This window comes from Parabacteroides sp. Y3-G-102, assembly GCF_023656845.1.
In the GTDB taxonomy this organism is placed as follows: domain Bacteria; phylum Bacteroidota; class Bacteroidia; order Bacteroidales; family Tannerellaceae; genus Parabacteroides; species Parabacteroides distasonis.
Genome location: NZ_JAMOKU010000013.1, coordinates 1 through 18,918 on the forward strand (window position 1 = coordinate 1; position 18,918 = coordinate 18,918).

Consider the following 18,918-nt stretch of genomic DNA (forward strand, 5'->3'; position numbering starts at 1 on the left):
TGTCTATGTTATCAGTATGAAGTTAAAAGAAGTGACTACTATATCAGTATTACTTTATAACTACTGTCTACTGATTACGTTTATAAACAAAAAAAGTGTCTAGATAAATCAGGAAAAGACATTAAGCGAGAAGTTCTACCAAGTGAAGCTTTAGTTTTCTGCCTATGAAACTAAAGTTTCTTCACTAGGAAACAAAAGTTTTGTCACGGAGAAACAAAAGTTTCTTCCGCATGAAACTCTTGGTTACTCTTGGAGAGCCAGATTATTCATCAAGGCGGGCAGGTACGAATCGCTGATAGGGATCAGTTCCTCCCCGATACGTATCCGCTTACGCTCGATATAATTAATGTGGGAGAGGGATACGATGTAAGAGCGATGTACCCGGCAAAAACGATTCCTGTCCAGAAACTCCTCGAACCGCTTCAAGCTGACTTGCGTGAGCAGGGGCTTGCCATTGATACGGTGTACCTTTACATAATCGCCGTATCCCTCGAGGAAAAGGATCTCATCCCGGCGGAGGCGAATGATCTTGCTGCCCTCCCGGACGAAGATGGGGCGTTCTGTTTGCTCCTTGCTCAGCACTTGGTGGACATCGGCCAAAGCCTTGTCCAGTTTCTCGAAATATCCCATGAGCGTGTTTAGGGTCGAGGTGTCTCCGTCGAAAGTGATACATTTCAGCATAGTGTTTTTACCTTTATTTGTTGTACCGCGAAATAACAGGAAAGTTCGGTGAAGAAAGGTTAAGCGCCGATTAGTGGTATAATCGGGTCGGTGAATCGCCTTACGGGAGGGGGTGAAAAGACATTATTCCTCCTCCCTCAGAATCCATTTCTTGAAGACCGGGGTCTTGGTTTTGCTAATGATAATACGTTCGGGGACAGGTAAAGTGAGGTTGACGGACAGGCGGCTCCCGAACCAAAGATCTATATCCTTGATGGCGTTGCGTGAAATGATGAATTGACGGTTGGCCCGGAAGAAAAGCCTCTCGTCCAGTTGCTCTCCCAACGCGTCGAGGGTACGGTCTACGGGATGTTGTTTTCCGTCGAAGGTATAGGCGGTAACTTTCTCGTTGGCCGTATAGAAATAAAGGATCTCCTCAACCGGTAACGGATAGAATTTATCGGCCAGCATGATCAATAAGCTCTTGATCGTGTGGCGACTCTGGATTGTACGGTTCGTTTGCCGGATATGCGCCAGCCTTTCCTCGGTATCGAACAGCCGTAATTTATTCAAGGCCCTTTCCAGCGAGGCTAGCGTGACGGGTTTCAGCAAATAATCGATACTGCTCACTTGAAAAGCCTGTAACGCATACTCATCGTAGGCGGTAGTGAAGACTACCGGGGCATCGATCTCCACCTGCTCGAATATCTTGAACGCCGATCCATCCGCTAAATGGATATCCATGAAGATGATATCCGGATGAGGCGATGTCCGGAAAAACTCCACGCTCTCTTCGATACTCTCCAGTTCGGCGATCACCTCGATCGGGGTAACCGTATTTTGCGCTAGGATCGCCTTTAAGCTATTAACGGCGGTAGTCTCATCTTCTATAATAATTGCTTTCATGAGTGAATGGGTTTATTAAGTAAAGGAAGCGTGACCTTGAAATATTCCTTGCGGTTGGAGATCTGGATGTCCTTTCCGGTAAGCATCCGGTAGCGCCCCCATAGGTTCTTCAATCCGATACCGCTACCTTTGCTATCTTCCGACTTAGGATGTATTTTATTGGATATGATTAGTTTGTCCTCATGGGTGGTATAGATATCGATCTGTAGCGGGTATTGCTTGCTGATAACGTTGTGCTTTACGGCGTTCTCGATCAAGGGGAGTACGCTCAATATCGGCAGATACCAAAGTAAGTAAGGGGTATCCGCTTGGATGGAGAAGAATAGTTTTCCCTCGTAGCGCACGCTCAGCAGATAGGTATACGCCTTTACGAATTGAAGTTCTTCCGCTAGCGTAACCAGCTCTTTCTTGTTGCTTTGCAAGATATACCGGAAGACGTTGGATAGCTCATCCAGATAAGCCAACGTCTGTTGTTTTTCTCCGCTCTGTATCAAGGCGTTCAATCCATTTAAGGAGTTGAAGAAGAAATGTGGGTTGATTTGTCCCATCAAGGCGTTATAGGAATTCTGTAACTTCTCGGTCTTCAATTGTTCATATTCCAGTTTCATTTGTTGCTTGCTGCTTAACAGGCGGATTAGTACGGAACTTAGCATAACCGTAAGGAAGACGAAAAGATGCTCCGTCATGAAAGAGTTAGGGACCGTGAAAGGCTTGGGAGGTACCGGTATGCCCCGGCGTTCGGCAGACCTGATGGTTTGCGTAGCCATCCTGCCCCGGTCGATGCGGATCATGATATCCTGGGTAGCTGGCTGGGGCCCATCTTCCCCAAGCCATTCTACGAAAATGGCCGTGTACAAAACCGGCGATAGATGAAACATGCCGTAGGCGATGCTGATACAAGTTACGCAAACCAGCAATACCCTTTTATACTCTTTCCTGCGGAGAAGCTTGTCCCCGAGCTTATACATCAAGCTGTTGACAATAAATAAGATGAAGGAGAACACGAAGAACCAGATTAGCAAATAATACATGGTGCGATCCGGAGGCTGGATACCCATGCTCGGGTTTCCGGTCTCGAACTCATATTTACGCATCAGAAGGGCGAAGTTCACGAAAATACTAAGCAAGACGGATATCGTGAAGCCGATCAATAAGTCGTTTCTTTTTAATTGTAACATAGATAAACCCTTTGTCTGCTTACAAAGATAGGGCTTCCTTATCCGAGCGGGAAAAGGAATCGACGAAACGGATAAAAATATCGGTGAATCGCCCGGGCTTCCGAAAATAATGTACCTTTGCCGGAAATTAGGATCTCTGTCGCTATGACGAAATGGTTTGTCTACATATTTCTGGCCAGTGTCTGCCTGTTGCTTTCCTGTGGCGGTAAATCCGTCCGGGAAAAATTTGCGGAGGCGGACCGGTTGGTAAACGAGAATAACTTAGATAGCGCCGCCTGGCTGCTGGAGGAACAAATAACGCTTTCCGCTCTTTCGGATAGCGATAAGGCAGAGTATGGACGGAGGCTCGCTTGGCTTCATCTCTTGCAGGGGCGCAGCTTGGTGAACGACTCGCTCATCGACTACTCCGTGGATTATTATAAGGAGCATGCCTCGGAGCCTTTACTTTCCGCTTATTTCGTAAAGGCTATTTATATGGGTGATTCCCGGAAGGGGTTGGAACAAAGACGTGCTTTGTACCGAGAGGCGATAGATTCCGCTTATTCCCGTTCGGATTCGACCTACCTTGTACGTTTTTATGACCGATTGACTTCCTTGAGCTTTGGTGAGGGGTTGTATCGGGAAACGATCGCAGACTCGAAGGAATGGGAAGCCTCGCCAAAAGCTGGATTTAAGGAGATGGCCTATTATATGGCCGGGTTGAGTTATAGCCGCTTGCGAATGAGGGACTCGGCGGATTATTATCTTCGTTTGGCTGCGGACTCGGCCTTGGCTAAGAATATCGAATGGTATGCCCATCATTTTGCCCGCAATTACGCGGATTTCTTGTATGACTTTAATCCCAAGGCTTCTATCAGCTATTTACGTTTGTTGGAAGAACGATATCCGGAGCGAGAGACCCCGGGATCCTATGTTATGCCTTGGATCAATCTAGGGGAACTGGATTCTGCCCGGAAGTATATCGAGAAGAATACGTTAGGCTTGGAACTTAGTCACAGTGATGATATAGCCTCGCATGCGCTGAATTATGCCTATCAATTTATATTGGGCGTAAAGGAAAATAAACCGGTGGATATTTCCCGATTAGGGCAATATTGCGATTCTTTGTATACCGTGAAATCCCAAACGGAGAAGGCTGAGCGGGAACGATTGGTCGATCAAAATCGTTTACGCCGAGAAAATCTTCGCTTGGAGATGAGCCGGCAGCGTACGTTCTCTATCTTGGTGATCGTTTCTTTGCTTTCCATATTGGTAGCTGGTGGAGTTTTCTTATATATCCGTAACCGAAGGAACCGTTTGATTGATATGGAGGAGCGTTTGGAAGCCTTGCGTCAGCTCTTGAATGAGTCCAAGCAATCCGTAGCGGAGGAGGAGAAACCCGATAGTGCCTTTTTCCGTAAGGTCTTGTTGCAGCAATTGGGTGTTATCCGCTTGATGGCGACTACTCCCACGCAACAAAATAAGGAATTGCTCCAGCAAATGACTCGTATCACGAACGAGGATGTCCCGGTAGATACGCTTTTGGTATGGGATGACCTGTATCCGATTATCGACGCAGTCTATGATAATTTCCATACGCATCTGGTCCGATTGTCTGATGGGCGTTTGCTGGAAAAAGAGATCCAGCTTTGTTGCTTGCTATGCGCCGGCTTCTCTACCAAGGAAATCAGTGTAGTTACCCAGCAAAGCGTCCGTACGATCTATCAGCGCAAGACGGACATCCGCCATAAGCTGGGTATGGACGAGAAAGAGGATATCATCGGCAATATAAGTGCTCGAACGGCAAATATAAACTTTTCTCTCTAAGTCGTTCGCTAATGCTTTGTAAATCAGTGTATGTGTATAATGCCTTGCACTTTAGTTTCTTGCCTGTATAAATCGATTTTAGCTGTTTCCCTCCTTACATTTGTCTCGAATCAAATTTGAATTTTATGAGAAGACAAGTATTATTTGTGGGATTGATTTGCGTTGCCTTTTTGGTAAACGCGCAAGAGGAGAAAACGATCGATTTGGATGAGGTTACCATTCAAGCCTCTTCGATTATAAGGAAGAAAGACCGTCAACTTATATTCCCCTCTAAAGACCAAGTGCGGCGCTCGATGGATGGCTTGGATTTGACAAGGCGGATGTCCTTACCTCGTCTATGGGTAGATCCGAATACGAAAAGTATCTCTATGGCGAATGGAAACGTTCAGTTGCGTATAAATGGCGTGTTGGCTTCTTCCTTAGAAGTCGCAGCCCTCTCGCCGGAGGATATCAAACGGGTGGAATATCACGATAACCCCGGCTTGCGATATGGGGAAGGAATCGATATCGTCTTGGATTATATAACGATCAAGCGGACTTCCGGAGGAAATCTCGGCGTGGATTTAAGCCATCAATTAAACACGTTTTGGATGGCAGATTATATATATGGTAAGTATAACCGAGGACGTTCGGAGTTCTCTTTATCCAGCTTTGCGAACGGACACCGGTATAAAGAGGCATGGCAAGACCGGAAGGAAATCTTTCATACCCCAGATGGTACCTTCCAGCGAACACAGGAAGGAATCCCCGGAAGGGATTATGAGATGTATTGGACTACGACGGCGAATTATAACTACACGAAGGATGATGATTATTTCTTGAACGCTAAGCTGAATTTTTATTATTATGACTATCCGCATAACTATAGCAGTGCCCTTTTAAGGAATAGCGAGAGCAAGATGACGACCGATCTTATCGATAATAATAAATCCTTGAATACCCGTCCCTCGCTCGACTTGTATTATTTCCGGAAATTACCACGTAAACAATCATTGGCTGTCAATGTCGTGGGAACTTATTCGAATACCGATAGCCGTCATACCTACCGGGAAGAACTGGAAAGTATTCCTTTGACAGATATTTATACGAAAGTAGATGGAAAGCGCTATTCGGTAATCGGAGAGGGTATCTACGAGAAAGAGCTAGAGACCGGTCGCATTTCCGCCGGTTTGAAACATACGCAGGCTTATACGGACAACGTATATTCCGGTTCCGGTGATTATACGACCCATATGACGGAATCTGAATCGTATATGTATGCGCAATACGTAGGAACTTGGAAGAAGTTGGTTTATAACGTAGGTTTGGGCGCCTCCCGTAATTATCTATCGCAAGAAAACTCGGGCTCTTATAATCGGTGGTATTTCCGCCCGCAGGTAACACTTACTTATACTATCAATGAGGTATTATCCGCTCGTTATCGGTATACCCTGCGCAATGTAAACCCATCCTTGTCTGAGTTGAGTAACGTGGAGCAATGGATTGATTCCTTACAGGTTCGTAGAGGTAATCCGGGTCTATCCCCTTTCTTATATCATAACAACGCCGTGGAATTTCATGTGAATACGGCAAAGGTCAAGGCCGGCTTTACTTTCTCTTACCAATACCAGCCCCGCATGGTCATGGAAGAGACCCTGTATGACGTTAGCCGGGGACTTTTTATCCGTACCTACGATAACCAACGGAGTTTCCATCGTTTTACGCCGGAACTGTATTTGAATTATTCACCCTTCGGCGATTATCTGCGCATGAATATCTCCGGAGGCTTGAACCATTTCCAATCGAATGGAAATAGCTATTCGCATACATACACGGATCCCTTCTATGTGATCTCTTTGAATAGCGATGTGAAGAACTTTAATTTTAACCTGTTGATTTATAAGAGAAGCTATAGTTTTTCGGGTGAGACCAGTCGTGAGGCCGATCGTTTTAATAGGTTGGGTATCGGTTATAGGATCGGGAAGGTTCAGTTAAGCGCTTCTTTCTCTACCCAATTTACCTCATCCGCCCGTTACCGGAGTAAGAACCATTCAGCGATCGCTCCCTATGTGACCGATCAGCGTTTTGGTGATATTTATCCGGGCTTCGAGATTGGATTCTCTTACCACTTAGATTTCGGTCGCAAATACAAATCCGTGGATCGTAAGTTGTATAATTCAGATAATGAATCGGGTATATTGAATAGTCGGAAGTAAGTTACTGTACATTCATACGTGAGGTATTGAAGTATATCTCCTATAGGGAAGGGAGTGTTATATTACGAAAATGACTTTTGATGTCTTTGTATAACTGAAAGTATTTGCTAACTTTGTTATCTATAACCAGAAAAAGGATAGGGTTATGACTATAGAGGAGAAGCAACTGGAATTTATGATTTATTGCATAGAGAGTACCGCGGAACGATTAGGGCGTTATGGTTCGGATGTATATAATAAACTGAAGGAACTAGGAGCGATCAATGGCTATATCCGCTCTTATTACGATACCTTGCATACGCAAGGGAAATCATATATCGTAGACTCCATCCTAGAATATATTTACTATCGTGATCCTCAATGGCTCCCGGACGGATATAAACCCTTCCGGAGTATTGAAGAGAAAGGGAAAACACTATGTTGACGGTTTATCATGGTTCCACTTGCCGCATAGAGGAGCCTTTGGCTGGGGTTTGCCGGCCTAATCTGGATTTTGGAATCGGGTTCTATGTTACGGACTTGAAAGAACAGGCAGTTCGTTGGGCACTTCGTACAGCAGAGGTACGTCATAAGGATGAGGCTTGGCTGAATGTTTATTCTTTGGATATGGATGTCTGTCGTGTCTTGCCATATCGCTATTTATGTTTCGAAACTTATGATGCTGATTGGTTAGACTTTGTAGTGGCCTGTCGTCAAGGTCGAAATTTGTGGTCAGCTTATGACATGATAGAAGGAGGTATAGCGGATGACCGTGTGATTCGTACGATTGACCTTTATATGCGTGGGGATTATACACGCGAGGAGGCCTTGGCTCGTCTTATCCATCAAGAGCCTAATAACCATATTTGCATAATTAACCAAGAGATCATAGATCGTTGCCTCTGCTTTACGGAAGCGTTTCTTTTACCTAAAACATCTGCTCCACTTGTTGTCCCTGGTGCGGCTGATACGGTTATGCAGGGTAAATATAGGGGAGTTATCGAACTGCTTGCGTCTCGTTTGCGTATTTCTACCGATAAAGCATTAGACCTTTTTTATAATAGTGATACTTATAAATGCCTAACATTACGGAATGGAGATTTGCTTTTAAAAAGCGATCTCTACATTCTTGACGAAATCATACGAGAGCTGCAAGATAAGCAGGGCTAGTGTCTTGAATGTTCCAAGGAATGTGGATAGCAGTTGGAAAACTACTTAGTAAGCAGATCTCCATCAGCTTAGTAAGTAGATACCCCCTCTGCTTACTAAGTAGACCCCCCCTTTACTTAGTAAGTAGATGTCGCTCTACTTAGGGAGATGATGTCGGTCTGCTTAGGGAGTTGTTGTCGATAGTTTTAAGGAGTTACTTGTATTCTTGCTTTATAACTGTTTTATTCTTTGAAAGATAAGTCTGCCTTCTTCGTTCAGCGGCGGCGAACGATCATTCGCTGCCGCCGAATATATATTCACCGCCGCCGAACGAGCGTTCGCTGTCGCTGAATAAAGTATATATTAGGTAGTGAGGAATTTCCTATACGGTTCAAGAGACATTTGTTTCGGTTTGTTTTGGCTTTTGTCCTTATGGATTGGATGAGGAATTCTAAATATTCGCATGGATGTTTGCGGGATTCATGGGAAATTCCGTACTTTGTACCGAGCCGTTAGAGTGGAAGCTCGGCGGGTTCGTTTTCGTGGAAAAGGCGTTAAAAGATATTATACCTATATCAGAAATCCCCAATTTCATATCCCGGTATAATACGACAGACGCCCATGCTTGTTATAGTTACTTCGAGAGGAGCATCCTATAATGAAGCGTGGGGCTGCTGTTCGTTACCGGGATAAAGGTATGGGGATACCATGATATAGGTGACGATGGCATAAGCCTCGCGCTTTTTCTTTGTGTAGATGATAAGGAGGAGTTGATGGTTGCAGGGTAAATCAATTATTAATTCAAATAGAATGAGTATGAAAAAACTTTTCTTTCTTTTTGCTTTTCTCGTAGGACTTGGGATAAGTAGTAGTGTATATGCACAATTGGTGAAGGAGGTAACACTGACCTCTACCAATACGCTGGCATCCGAGCTAGGAGCGGATGTGGGCAAGGTAACGAGCTTGAAAGTAAATGGCCTACTGAGAGCGGAGGACTTTAAGACGATGAAGGAGCAAATGAATATGCTCCAAGTTTTGGATATGAGTGGGGTGACGGAGTTGCCGAAAACTGCCTATTGGAATGAGAGTGTACGTGAAGAACTTCAAAGTATTCCGAGAGAGGCATTCCAAAATAAATTAACTCTTCAAAAAGTGATATTCTCGGAAGCTCTTGAAATGATAGATGAAGGGGCTTTCTCGGGTTGCAATAACCTCACGGAATTTGATTTCTCAAAAGCCACTCAATTGCGATCAATAGAATATAGAGCGTTTTATGAATGTTCCGGCTTACGGGATCTTGATTTATCGGCCTGTACGAGTTTAGTTGGAATAAGGAGTAATGCCTTTTATCGTTGTAGTAATTTACAAACGGTTAATTTATCGGGATGCGGAAAGTTGTCGAATATAGGAACCTATGCGTTTCGATATTGTTCCTCTTTGCGGACAGTAGACTTGTCTAATTGTACGGCATTGGCAATTTTGGATTCTTATGTATTTTCCGATTGTTCGAATCTGAAGAGCGTTAGTTTGGAGGAATGTACGGCATTAACTACGATTGGAGAAAGTGCGTTTAATAGTAATTATTCTATCTCTCAATTATCCGATTTCGATTTCTCACAATTGACAGCTTTAAAAGAGATTGGCGAAAGAGCCTTTAGTGGTTGTGCTTTGGCCGGTGATATTGTTTTTGCTTCAGGTATCCAACAACTAGGAAGGGATGCGTTTTATAACAATGATGCTATAACTAGTATCGATTTCAGTAAAAGCACACAGCTTACGGTGATTTCGGAGGGTACGTTTCGTTATTGTCAAAACCTAAAAAAGGTAGATTTTAGCAATTGTGCCTCCTTGAATACGCTGAATATAGGAGCTTTTGACAACTGCCCAGCTTTGGAAGAAGTCGTAATCGATAACGGCTTTTATACTTCTATCGATGGTGTTCTTTTTGTAGTTGATAAAGCAACTTTATTGCTCTATCCAAAAGGAAAGAAGGATGTAGTTTATACCATTCCCTCTAGTGTAAAAACATTGGGAGAGCATTCTTTTCAAATTAATAGATCATTAAAAGAATTGATTATACCAAAATCTGTATTGACGATAAAGGGTGAGACCTTTTGTGGAGAGGAATATCTTCCATTTGCTTATTATGGAACAAGGATAACTATGCAATCTGCTACTCCTATTGGTCTTTCTCAATCGATAGGATTAAAGGATGCTTATGTGTATGTTCCCAAAGGTTCGGCTGATGTATATAGGAACGCTGCATATTGGAACGAAAGTTATATAGTGGAAACTAATGCAGATCCGATATTGATATCTTTGGATGCTGCAGGTACACTTGCCTCAAAGTTAAGTAATCTAAATATATCTGTGTCAACTATTCAGAAACTGATAATTTTAGGACCTATTAATGCGTCTGATTTTGATGTTATTAAGCAAATGAAATCACTTCAAAATATTGATTTAAGCAAAGCAATGATTGAGAATAATTACTTGCCTGATAATGCCTTCTTTCATGATCCAAACCATTATGGTAAGAATATCTTATCTAATTTAGAAGAGGTGATCCTTCCGAATACAATAGAAGAAATAGGGTATAATGCTTTTTGCTCTCTACCTGTTTTAAGCAAGGTGAATATGCCTGAATCTATACAAAGTATAGGGGCTAGTTCTTTTGCGTATTGCCCTAATTTACAAAAAATGGATTTCTCTACATTGTTGGGGCTTCAACAGATAGGACATGATGCATTCTCTGGTAGTTCTTGTGTTCCTGCCGCATTGAAACTTCCGAACAGCTTGGAGGGCATTGGATCATCCGCATTCTCTAATACGGGCGTTATTTCTGTGGACTTTTCGAATACAGCCTTGGGTTATATTGGAAGTAATGCTTTCGCTAATTGTTCGATTAGCGGCGATTTATCATTTCCTGCTACTTTGAGTTCTATTGATAGTAAAGCCTTCTCTTCTGCCAAGGTGTCTTCTATCACATTAAGATCGCCAAAGATGGTTAGTTTGACTACTGAGGATCCTTTTTCTTCTGTAGATAAAACCAATTGTAAGGTCTATGTGACGAAAAATTTGATAGATACCTATAAGGCGGATGAATGTTGGTCTGTTTTTGGCGATAACATTGTCGGATTCGGACAGATAATTACGGCAACTTCTAATGATGAGAATTATGGAAGAATAGAAGGTGGAGGTGCGTATGAGGAAGGAGATAAAGTGACCTTGAAAGCTATTTGCCATGATGATTTTTGGTCTGAAAATTATAAGAAATATGTCCATTTGTTTGATGGTTGGTACGATGGTGATACAAAGGTCTGCGATGATATTACATATACTTATACGGTCGGTAAAGAGGATAAAGTGCTTGTAGGTAAGTTTATACGTATCGATTTTTACCCTGGTTATGATGGTGGTTATTGCATTGTGGAAAAAGTAGGCAATGATGGTAAATCCGTCACGGTTAAGGGTGTGATGTCTACGGATACCTCTAAGAAATTCTGGGGCTGGTTTGATGCGGAAGATTCTTGGAGTGGTCCTTATCAATTTATTTCTTCTGATATAGAGTTGACTATAAAGGCCGGATCTAAAGATCGAATGATTATGCATCGGTTGATCGATTCAGAGCTGTCTATTCATGAGAATGTTACATTCACTGATGGTATGAAAGTCGAAGGTATAGCCGTTCTTCTTCGTTTTGGTAGCCTCACCGTTGAGGGTAACGAGGCTTGGAAGCTGAAGAGCTTCGCTTACTATCGGGACGCTTCCTTGCTGGTCAATTCCGATATACAGGCCGATGAGATCACCTGCAATTGGGATACTTGGAGTAACTATTGGCATTTCGTATCCTTTCCCTACGACTTGAAGATGTCCGAGATCAAGCTGACAAGCAGCGACGCTCGCTTTGTCGTACGGGAATACGATGGCAAGTCTCGTGCCGATAAGGGAGTGGGTGAGTCTTGGCGACAGCTTTGCGACTCGGAGACCTTGAAGGCAAATAAGGGATATATTATCCAATTCAATAGCGACGATACGATGGCCGATGGATTTACTACCCAGACCGGTGATATGAAAGCCCTCCTTAATCGGGCGAGCGTGGCGATTCCGTTGAATACCTACGCCTCGGATAATGCCATGAATGCCAATTGGAACTTCGTGGGGAATCCGTATCCCGCCTATTATAGCGTGGAGCGATTGTTCGCTGATGGATTGGACGCTACGGTGACGGTTTGGTCTCCCGATTTGAATAACTACGAGTATTATACGCAGGATGATAAGGATGTCTATCTGGCACCGCTTACGGCCTTCTTCGTACAAAAGAAGACTTCCAACTTAGTATTCAATCCGGAGGGCCGTGTGGCTGCCCTGCCGAGGGAAACGCAAGCAGCTTCAGCGTTACGTAGTGTGGATAACCGTCAAGTTGTCAACCTGCTGTTGGCAGGCGAGAAGGCAAGCGACCGTACCCGTGTGGTATTCAACGAGGCTGCCTCGCTGGAGTATGAGATCGGTCTTGATGCTGCCAAGTTCGGCAGTCCGAATGCGGAGGCCGCCTCTTTCTATAGCTTGGATACGCAAGGGAATCGATTGGCTATCAACGAGCGTCCGGTAGCGGATGGCGTGGTACGCCTTGGATGTGTCCTGCCTGCTAAGGGAAGCTATACGATCTCATTGAAAGAGAGGATTGGCAAAGGTATTCAGTTAGTGGATAAGCAGACGGGTGCCGTATGCGACCTGAACCAAGAGGCTTATACCTTCGAGGCCGAGGCTGGAACCCTCTCTGACCGCTTTGAGCTGAGAAGCGATGTGGTGACTTCTGTTGAGGCAATCGATGCGTCGATTCGCTGGAACGTGCGAGAAGGCTTGTTGATCGTGTCCGGCTTGCGTGATGTGGAAACTTTGAGTGTATGCGATGCGGCGGGTCGTATTCATTTCGCTGGTAAAGTGACGGATGGTGAGGTACGTATGGCCCTACCTCAGTCTGGTATTTATTACATGACATGGACGACAAAAGCGGGCGAGCGTCAGACTTGTTCCATTAAATGGTAATCGCTATGAGAAAACGATTGTTTCGATATATTACGATGGCTTTGTCTCTTTGGATCTTCCTCGGAGGATCCATCGGGCAAGTCTATGCGCAGGATGAGTTCAATCCGACTCCTCCACCGGAGCCGGGGAAACTAACGCTCTTACTCTCCACGGATCCCCACGGATCCGCTTATTTGGAGCAAACGAATCCCTCCGGCATTTATGATACGGGTACGGAAGTAACGGTACGGGCCTATCCGCATACGGATTATGAGTTTGTGGCTTGGCAGTCCGCTGATGGAGAAGAATTGTCCGGCCTCTCGGAATATACCTTCACCCTTACGGAGAAAAACGCTCGCTTGATTGCCAAGCTACGTTTTAACCCGAAGGAGAATCCATCGGAGCCGGGAGATGGTTATTATAATCTGATTACGACCGTCGCTCCTTCCATGGCCGGATGGGTAGAACAGAGTGGCCAAGGTATTTATGAGAATGGCAAAGAGGTGACACTTATCGCCCATGCTTATCCCGATTATGTGTTCGACCATTGGGAGAGCGATGGGAAGAATGTATCGGAAGAGACAACCTATCGCTTCACCATGCCGGGCAAGCATGTGTACCTGCGGGCCGTGTACGACTGGAAGCCGCAAAGTCCTATCGAGCCGGAGATCGGGTATTGCCTTTACGTAAACACTTCCGATCCGGAGGCCGGCTATGTATCGCAAAGCGGAAACGGTATCTATGAGTTAGGGGATGAGGTGACCGTGATCGCCTCGCCTACGAAAGACTATGACTTTATCGGCTGGTATGATGAGGCGGGTATGTGCCTGTCTACCGACATCTCTTATACGTTGACTATTAGTAAGCGAACCACTACGATCGAGGCTCGTTTCAAGAAGAGAGAGGCACCGGTGGATGAGGTGGAGATCGTACCCGGGCCGAATCCGGATGATCCTTCATCTACGGAGAAAGGCGGCGAGGTGGAAGTGATAGGCGAAGCCATTCCCGGCCAAACGGTCGAGATCATCGCGATGCCAAAACCGGGTTATGCTTTTGAAGGTTGGTATTTGGATGGCGTGTTTATCCCGGAAGCGGAGATGAGCCATGAGATCTTGATCGGTAAAGATATGGGTAAGCTAGAGGCTAAATTTCGGGAATTACCCGTTGACTTGGAAGTAGAGGGTGGAGAGAACGGTTGGGCGGAAGTGACTCGCTATCGAGGCGATGTCATTAACTTGAAGGCCGAGCCGATCGTAGACCATACCTTTATGGGATGGTACTTGCTGGATCAGTTATTGTCGAAAGCCTTGCATTATGATTTCGATGTCAATATCCTACGTGCGGTCTTGCCCGCTATTCGTGCGGTGTATACCAAAGGTACGGTGGCCAATGAGACGATCGCTAGGGAGGAACTAGTCACGATCGCTTTCTCCGGGAACCAACTCTGCGTGACTGCTCGCCAAGCGATCCGTAGATTGATGGTTTATTCGTTCGAGGGGGACTTATTAGGTACTAACGGCCAAATGGAACAAGGTGATATCTATCGCTTATCCATACGTAGCCCCTTACTTCTCGTTATCGAGGCAACGGATGGTACTCGTATCGTCTGTAAATTGTCCTCCGGACGGTAGTCCGTGGCGTGATTTGGATATATGATTCTTTCAATGCCCATTCTAAGGTTCTTATAATGCCCATCGTAAGCTCCTTTGAATGGGCATTGTTAGATGCTTACGATAGGCATTGTAAGAAACGATAAACAAAAAGCCATCCGGCATTCCGCTGGATGGCTTTTCGTATGGCAATAGAATCGGAGAGATTAGACTCTCTTTTCTTTGATTCTTGCTTTCTTACCGGTAAGGGCACGCAAGTAGTACAATTTAGCACGACGTACTTTACCGACTTTGTTAACCGTGATGCTTTCGATAAACGGAGATTCGATCGGGAAAATTCTCTCTACACCTACGTTCTCAGACATCTTACGAACTGTGAAACGTTTTTTGTCGCCGTGACCGGAGATACGGATAACAACACCGCGATACTGCTGGATACGCTCTTTGTTACCCTCTTTGATACGGTAAGCTACCGTGATCGTATCACCACTCTTGAATGAAGGAAGTTCCTTCTTCGTAGCGAACGCTTCTTCTGCAATCTTAATTAAATCCATTGTTTATAGCTTTTTAATTGTAATTTATAATGAAACGCAATTTAACGGGCTACATTTCCCGACAGAGATTACGTAAAGCGGGTGCAAAGTAACGAAATAAATATTTGATTCGCAATAGATAGATGCTTTTTTGCTCGCTATTTGATTAAATCTTTTATGTCTACCAAGGATTCAAACCATTGACATCCACCAGCGATTCCCGTTCCTCCTTCCACATTGCTGTAGATCCGGACAGGCTCGGCCAGACCTACATTCGTAAGTCCGCCCATGATACCTTCATTCTCGATGTTTTGTAAAGATAGCAGATATTGGTAATAGGGTTTGGACAGGGAATATAAACGAATATGGCGTTTGGTATAATATTTAGTATCGGACCTGAGTTGTTCTTTTACTTGCAATGTGTATTCCTTTCCGTCGAACAGCTCGTCGGAAAATACCCGTCCCCGCCAATTTACCATCGAGGAGCCGAAAACCTCATCCAAGATACCTTGTTGCTGCGTGAATACGGGATCTACGGAGAAGTCCAACAGGACACCAAGATGGTCGTCATCTCCCCATATCTGTAGAGAATAGTAATTTGATTTACCCGGGGTATCTTGGAAAGTGATTTGATAGATAAGCACATCGTTTTCTTCTATGTAGGAGATATTCCCATCTCCATCGACAAGGGTACCGCCGTTGCCGGTAGCTTCTTTACGGGGAATTATGCGCAGGCCTTTGATTTCGGTCTTGGAAGGAATCTTATCTTCCGCCGAGGCTGTTCCATATTCCGGGGTGGAAGCTACAATCTTTACGGTTTGTCCGGGCTGTGGAACCGTATTCGATATATAAAGCGTATCTGTTACCCATCCACCTCGATCCTCTCCGAGCCAACGAGAAGATTTCCAATAGGAATATTCTTTCCAAGGCATCTCCTCCTTGAAGATCCCGTCTATGTATAATTCCACCTTGGCGTTTCGAATCGTCACGTCCGGCTTGCTCTCTGAGTGAAACCATGTGCGGGATATGCTGGCCATTACGACTGTATCCGGCGAGAAGGCCGAGTTGATCACCATTTTCGGTGTAGTACGATATTCCTCTAGGTCAAACTTCCTGTAGCAGGAGGTTAGGAGCAGGCTGGATAATAAGATTGATAAATAGAATATAGGTTTCATGTTCTTTAGAATTTATAAGTATATGATATAGACGGAATGATCGGTAAGAGCGATAACGTCTCGAAATAATGGCTGTAGTTTATCCAAGACCGCTTATGGATAGTTATCGGGTTCATCTGGCAATAAGCGTTATATACGCTGATATTCCAGATACCGAGATGGCCGTTCTTTTTAGGTCGATAAATATTAATCCCCAGATCTAAGCGGTGGTAAGCGGGGAGACGTACGTTATTACGCTCCGTGAAATAGTCCAAGCCTCCTTCCGGTAAGAGCGGAGGGACAGGAGTGAGGCCCAAATCCTCGTAATTCTCGAATGCCACCGTAACCCGGTTTCCGGTCATGAAAGTCCAGCTTCCGGTCAGTTCCAATTTCTCGTTGATCTTCCAGTTTGCGACGATATTCAGCTTATGGCGGTTATCGTATTTCGCGGGGAAACGTTTGCCATTATTAATCTCGTCGAACTGCCGGTCGCTCCACATTAGTCCGTATCCGATCCATCCTGTTATACGCCCCGTCTCTTTCCGGGCGATAAACTCCGCTCCGTAGGCCCACCCCTTACCGGCGGCCAGTTTCTCCTCCCAACCGACGAACGAGGGTAAGAAGTTGTAACCATCTTTATAATCCAGTAGGTGATTCATCCATTTATGATAACCTTCCACCGCGAAGGAATAGTCTTTGTGTAAATTGTAATAAGCGCCGACGGATACTTGATCACTCTCCAATGGCTTCAGCTTCTTGCTGACCGGCATCCACATATCGGTAGGGAGACTCATATAACTTTCGCTGATCTGATGTACGTATTGATTCATCCGGGCGTATGAGGTCTTAAGGCTTAGATTCCTCGTGAGCAGGAAGCGTACGGATAAACGAGGGTCTAAGGAGACATATGTCTTCTTTTGTATATTATACATGTTCAGGCGTAATCCGGCGTTAACCCGGACAATGGGAGATATCGCCCAGTCATCTTCGGCGAAAACAGCCAACTCATTCGCTGAAAGGCGCTCGTCTCCGGTAGTTCGTTTGGTCGGAGACAAATTCTCGGAGGTCTTTTCCTCGATATATTCCGGGCTGAAACGATGGTAAAGATAGTCGGTGCCATAACGGATATGATGTGCCGGGGTAGGAATATAGTCGAAGTTCGCATGGACTCCGAAATCATTGATACCGTTTCGGGTTGAGGTCTCGATAAAACGTGAAGAATAATCTTTGTCACCCTCGGTTCCGTAGTATTGTGAAGTCTCTTGTTTTAGTTTGGATTGATAATGGGAATAAGCCAAGGTGACGGTACCGAACATCTTGTTGTTAAACACATACGACCAGCCGGAAGATAATGCGATGTTACCCCAGCGCATCTTTCCAAAGTCCTTGTTCTCGAAAGGGGTTATATCATCACCTACGGAGAACTCGGAACTTCCTCCTTTTAGGAAATCCTGTCCGAAATAGAAATTAACGTAAGCTTGGCTCCGGTCATTGATATGGTGGTTCACTTTTAGGTTCAGATCGGTAAAAGCATAGCGTGCGCTGAATTTCTCCCCCTTCTTTTTCTGAATTTTATTGTAGATCGCCAAACCCGGTGCGGACAAGGCATCCAGCCAAGAGCGACGGAAGGAGGCGTTGAACGAAGTCCGGTCTTTAATGATCGGCCCTTCGAAATTTAAGTTACCGGAGGTCAATCCCAGCATGGTGCTACCATGGTACACTTTCATATTGCCATCTTTAGTATGCACATCCACTACGCTGGAAAGCCTTCCCCCATAGCGGGCGGGGAAAGCGGATTTATAAAAATCCACATCTTTCAAAGCCTCGGCGTTGAAAGCGGAGAAAAGTCCTCCGAGATGATTGACCTGATACAGTTGGATTCCGTCTATCATATACAGGTTCTCGTCTCCATTCCCCCCACGGACATACATCCCGGCTAATCCTTCCGTTCCGGCTGATACGCCGGGTTGGGTTTGCAGGGCTTTGATCACATCGGCCTCACCGAATAAGGTCGGGATGGTCTTGATCATCTTCCGGGTTATTTTAATCGTTCCCATCTGAGGGGCTTGTATCGGGTTTTGTGTGTCATTACTACCGGTAACGACAACTTCGGCCAATGCTTCACCGCTTTCCAGCAGAATTTCCATCACGGTATCCCGTTCGAGCGGTTGGAATGTATGTGAGAAACGTCCGTATCCGATGTAGGAAGTCTCCAGACGGACTACCCCGACCGGTAAGGTTAGACTGAAGAAACCGTGGTTATTGGTAGCCGTGCCCCTTTGTGTGCGGGAGTCATAAACGGAGGCCCCGATTAGATACTCCGTAGTCGCTTTATCCCGTACGAATCCGCTGATGGTTACTGAGCGGGGGCGTTTCTTCAAGATGATGTGGGTACCGTTTATCTGATAAGACAGAGGGAGCTTTTGGAATAGCCGGGTAAGGCATTCCGATATGGATTGGTTATCAGATTTGAATGTAATCCGGGAAATGCCTTTGAGAATAGAAGGATCGTAGGAGAATGTCATGCCTGTTTGATGCTCTATTTTTTTCATGATTTCTTGGATCGGCTCTTGTTTAGCCTCGATACTGAGAGTCGGCGCTTGTCCCCAAGCGCTTGATTGAAAGCCGAAGATAATCAAGATTATGAGTAGTATTAGCTTCATGAAGTACTTCATTTTTTATTACGAGACAGGAAAGATAGTAAAAACCCCTATCACAAT

13 protein-coding genes are annotated in these 18,918 nt (G+C 44.9%); 7 read left to right on the forward strand and 6 right to left on the reverse strand.

From position 1 onward, the window contains the following. Window positions 1-243: 243 nt before the first annotated feature. The 3 genes from NBH16_RS08210 to NBH16_RS08220 all read right to left on the reverse strand — a co-directional run bounded on the left by NBH16_RS08210 (window position 244) and on the right by NBH16_RS08220 (window position 2,744). Window positions 244-681, reverse strand: coding sequence for a LytR/AlgR family response regulator transcription factor (locus NBH16_RS08210; protein WP_211738375.1), 438 nt, complete (start codon window positions 679-681; stop codon window positions 244-246). A 123-nt stretch (window positions 682-804) separates the two neighbouring features. After that, window positions 805-1,566, reverse strand: a complete 762-nt coding sequence (locus NBH16_RS08215; RefSeq protein ID WP_250788355.1) for a LytR/AlgR family response regulator transcription factor — start codon at window positions 1,564-1,566, stop codon at window positions 805-807. Beyond that, complete coding sequence (locus NBH16_RS08220; protein WP_250788357.1) at window positions 1,563-2,744, reverse strand: sensor histidine kinase; 1,182 nt, start codon at window positions 2,742-2,744, stop codon at window positions 1,563-1,565. The genes NBH16_RS08215 and NBH16_RS08220 overlap by 4 nt, the downstream gene beginning before the upstream one ends. Window positions 2,745-2,861: 117 nt before the next feature. Here NBH16_RS08220 and NBH16_RS08225 point away from each other — a divergent pair, with 117 nt between their 5' ends. From NBH16_RS08225 to NBH16_RS08255, 7 genes are all read left to right on the forward strand, one after another. Continuing rightward, window positions 2,862-4,550 carry a helix-turn-helix transcriptional regulator gene (locus tag NBH16_RS08225; protein WP_227793801.1) on the forward strand — a complete coding sequence of 563 codons (1,689 nt, stop codon included), beginning with the start codon at window positions 2,862-2,864 and terminating at the stop codon, window positions 4,548-4,550. A gap of 125 nt (window positions 4,551-4,675) precedes the next feature. Next, entirely contained in the window at window positions 4,676-6,745 is a 2,070-nt protein-coding gene (locus NBH16_RS08230; RefSeq protein ID WP_196009832.1) for an outer membrane beta-barrel protein, read from the forward strand. Between the two features lie 145 nt (window positions 6,746-6,890). Next, window positions 6,891-7,169 (forward strand): DUF3791 domain-containing protein, encoded by a 279-nt coding sequence (locus NBH16_RS08235; RefSeq protein WP_005867148.1) that lies wholly within the window; start codon window positions 6,891-6,893, stop codon window positions 7,167-7,169. Then, complete coding sequence (locus NBH16_RS08240; RefSeq protein WP_122297446.1) at window positions 7,163-7,894, forward strand: DUF3990 domain-containing protein; 732 nt, start codon at window positions 7,163-7,165, stop codon at window positions 7,892-7,894. Before NBH16_RS08235 ends, NBH16_RS08240 begins: the two co-directional genes overlap by 7 nt. A 446-nt stretch (window positions 7,895-8,340) precedes the next feature. Next, window positions 8,341-8,532, forward strand: a complete 192-nt coding sequence (locus NBH16_RS08245) for a hypothetical protein (protein ID WP_199486268.1) — start codon at window positions 8,341-8,343, stop codon at window positions 8,530-8,532. Window positions 8,533-8,689: 157 nt separating this feature from the next. After that, window positions 8,690-12,922 (forward strand): leucine-rich repeat protein, encoded by a 4,233-nt coding sequence (locus NBH16_RS08250; RefSeq protein ID WP_122297447.1) that lies wholly within the window; start codon window positions 8,690-8,692, stop codon window positions 12,920-12,922. A 5-nt stretch (window positions 12,923-12,927) separates the two neighbouring features. Further along, window positions 12,928-14,532, forward strand: coding sequence for an InlB B-repeat-containing protein (locus NBH16_RS08255; protein WP_229103457.1), 1,605 nt, complete (start codon window positions 12,928-12,930; stop codon window positions 14,530-14,532). Between the two features lie 185 nt (window positions 14,533-14,717). Here the strand turns inward: NBH16_RS08255 and rplS are convergent, their stop codons facing one another. The 3 genes from rplS to NBH16_RS08270 form a co-directional block, all read right to left on the reverse strand. Beyond that, complete coding sequence (rplS, locus tag NBH16_RS08260) at window positions 14,718-15,065, reverse strand: 50S ribosomal protein L19 (protein WP_005854040.1); 348 nt, start codon at window positions 15,063-15,065, stop codon at window positions 14,718-14,720. 137 nt (window positions 15,066-15,202) lie between these two features. Further along, window positions 15,203-16,219, reverse strand: coding sequence for a DUF4249 domain-containing protein (locus NBH16_RS08265; protein ID WP_250788360.1), 1,017 nt, complete (start codon window positions 16,217-16,219; stop codon window positions 15,203-15,205). A 5-nt stretch (window positions 16,220-16,224) separates the two neighbouring features. Then, window positions 16,225-18,861: a TonB-dependent receptor domain-containing protein gene (locus NBH16_RS08270; RefSeq protein ID WP_122382864.1), complete on the reverse strand. Its 2,637-nt coding sequence runs from the start codon at window positions 18,859-18,861 to the stop codon at window positions 16,225-16,227. Between the last annotated feature and the right edge of the window lie 57 nt (window positions 18,862-18,918).

Bases quoted from the DNA above. Each gene is read 5' to 3' on its own strand.
- NBH16_RS08240 (WP_122297446.1), top strand. From the start codon at position 7,163: ATGTTGACGGTTTATCATGGTTCCACTTGCCGCATAGAGGAGCCTTTG.
- NBH16_RS08215 (WP_250788355.1), bottom strand. From the start codon at position 1,566: ATGAAAGCAATTATTATAGAAGATGAGACTACCGCCGTTAATAGCTTA.
- NBH16_RS08220 (WP_250788357.1), bottom strand. From the start codon at position 2,744: ATGTTACAATTAAAAAGAAACGACTTATTGATCGGCTTCACGATATCC.
- NBH16_RS08230 (WP_196009832.1), top strand. From the start codon at position 4,676: ATGAGAAGACAAGTATTATTTGTGGGATTGATTTGCGTTGCCTTTTTG.
- NBH16_RS08210 (WP_211738375.1), bottom strand. From the start codon at position 681: ATGCTGAAATGTATCACTTTCGACGGAGACACCTCGACCCTAAACACG.
- NBH16_RS08265 (WP_250788360.1), bottom strand. From the start codon at position 16,219: ATGAAACCTATATTCTATTTATCAATCTTATTATCCAGCCTGCTCCTA.
- NBH16_RS08245 (WP_199486268.1), top strand. From the start codon at position 8,341: ATGTTTGCGGGATTCATGGGAAATTCCGTACTTTGTACCGAGCCGTTA.
- NBH16_RS08255 (WP_229103457.1), top strand. From the start codon at position 12,928: ATGAGAAAACGATTGTTTCGATATATTACGATGGCTTTGTCTCTTTGG.
- NBH16_RS08250 (WP_122297447.1), top strand. From the start codon at position 8,690: ATGAAAAAACTTTTCTTTCTTTTTGCTTTTCTCGTAGGACTTGGGATA.
- rplS (WP_005854040.1), bottom strand. From the start codon at position 15,065: ATGGATTTAATTAAGATTGCAGAAGAAGCGTTCGCTACGAAGAAGGAA.
- NBH16_RS08235 (WP_005867148.1), top strand. From the start codon at position 6,891: ATGACTATAGAGGAGAAGCAACTGGAATTTATGATTTATTGCATAGAG.
- NBH16_RS08270 (WP_122382864.1), bottom strand. From the start codon at position 18,861: ATGAAGCTAATACTACTCATAATCTTGATTATCTTCGGCTTTCAATCA.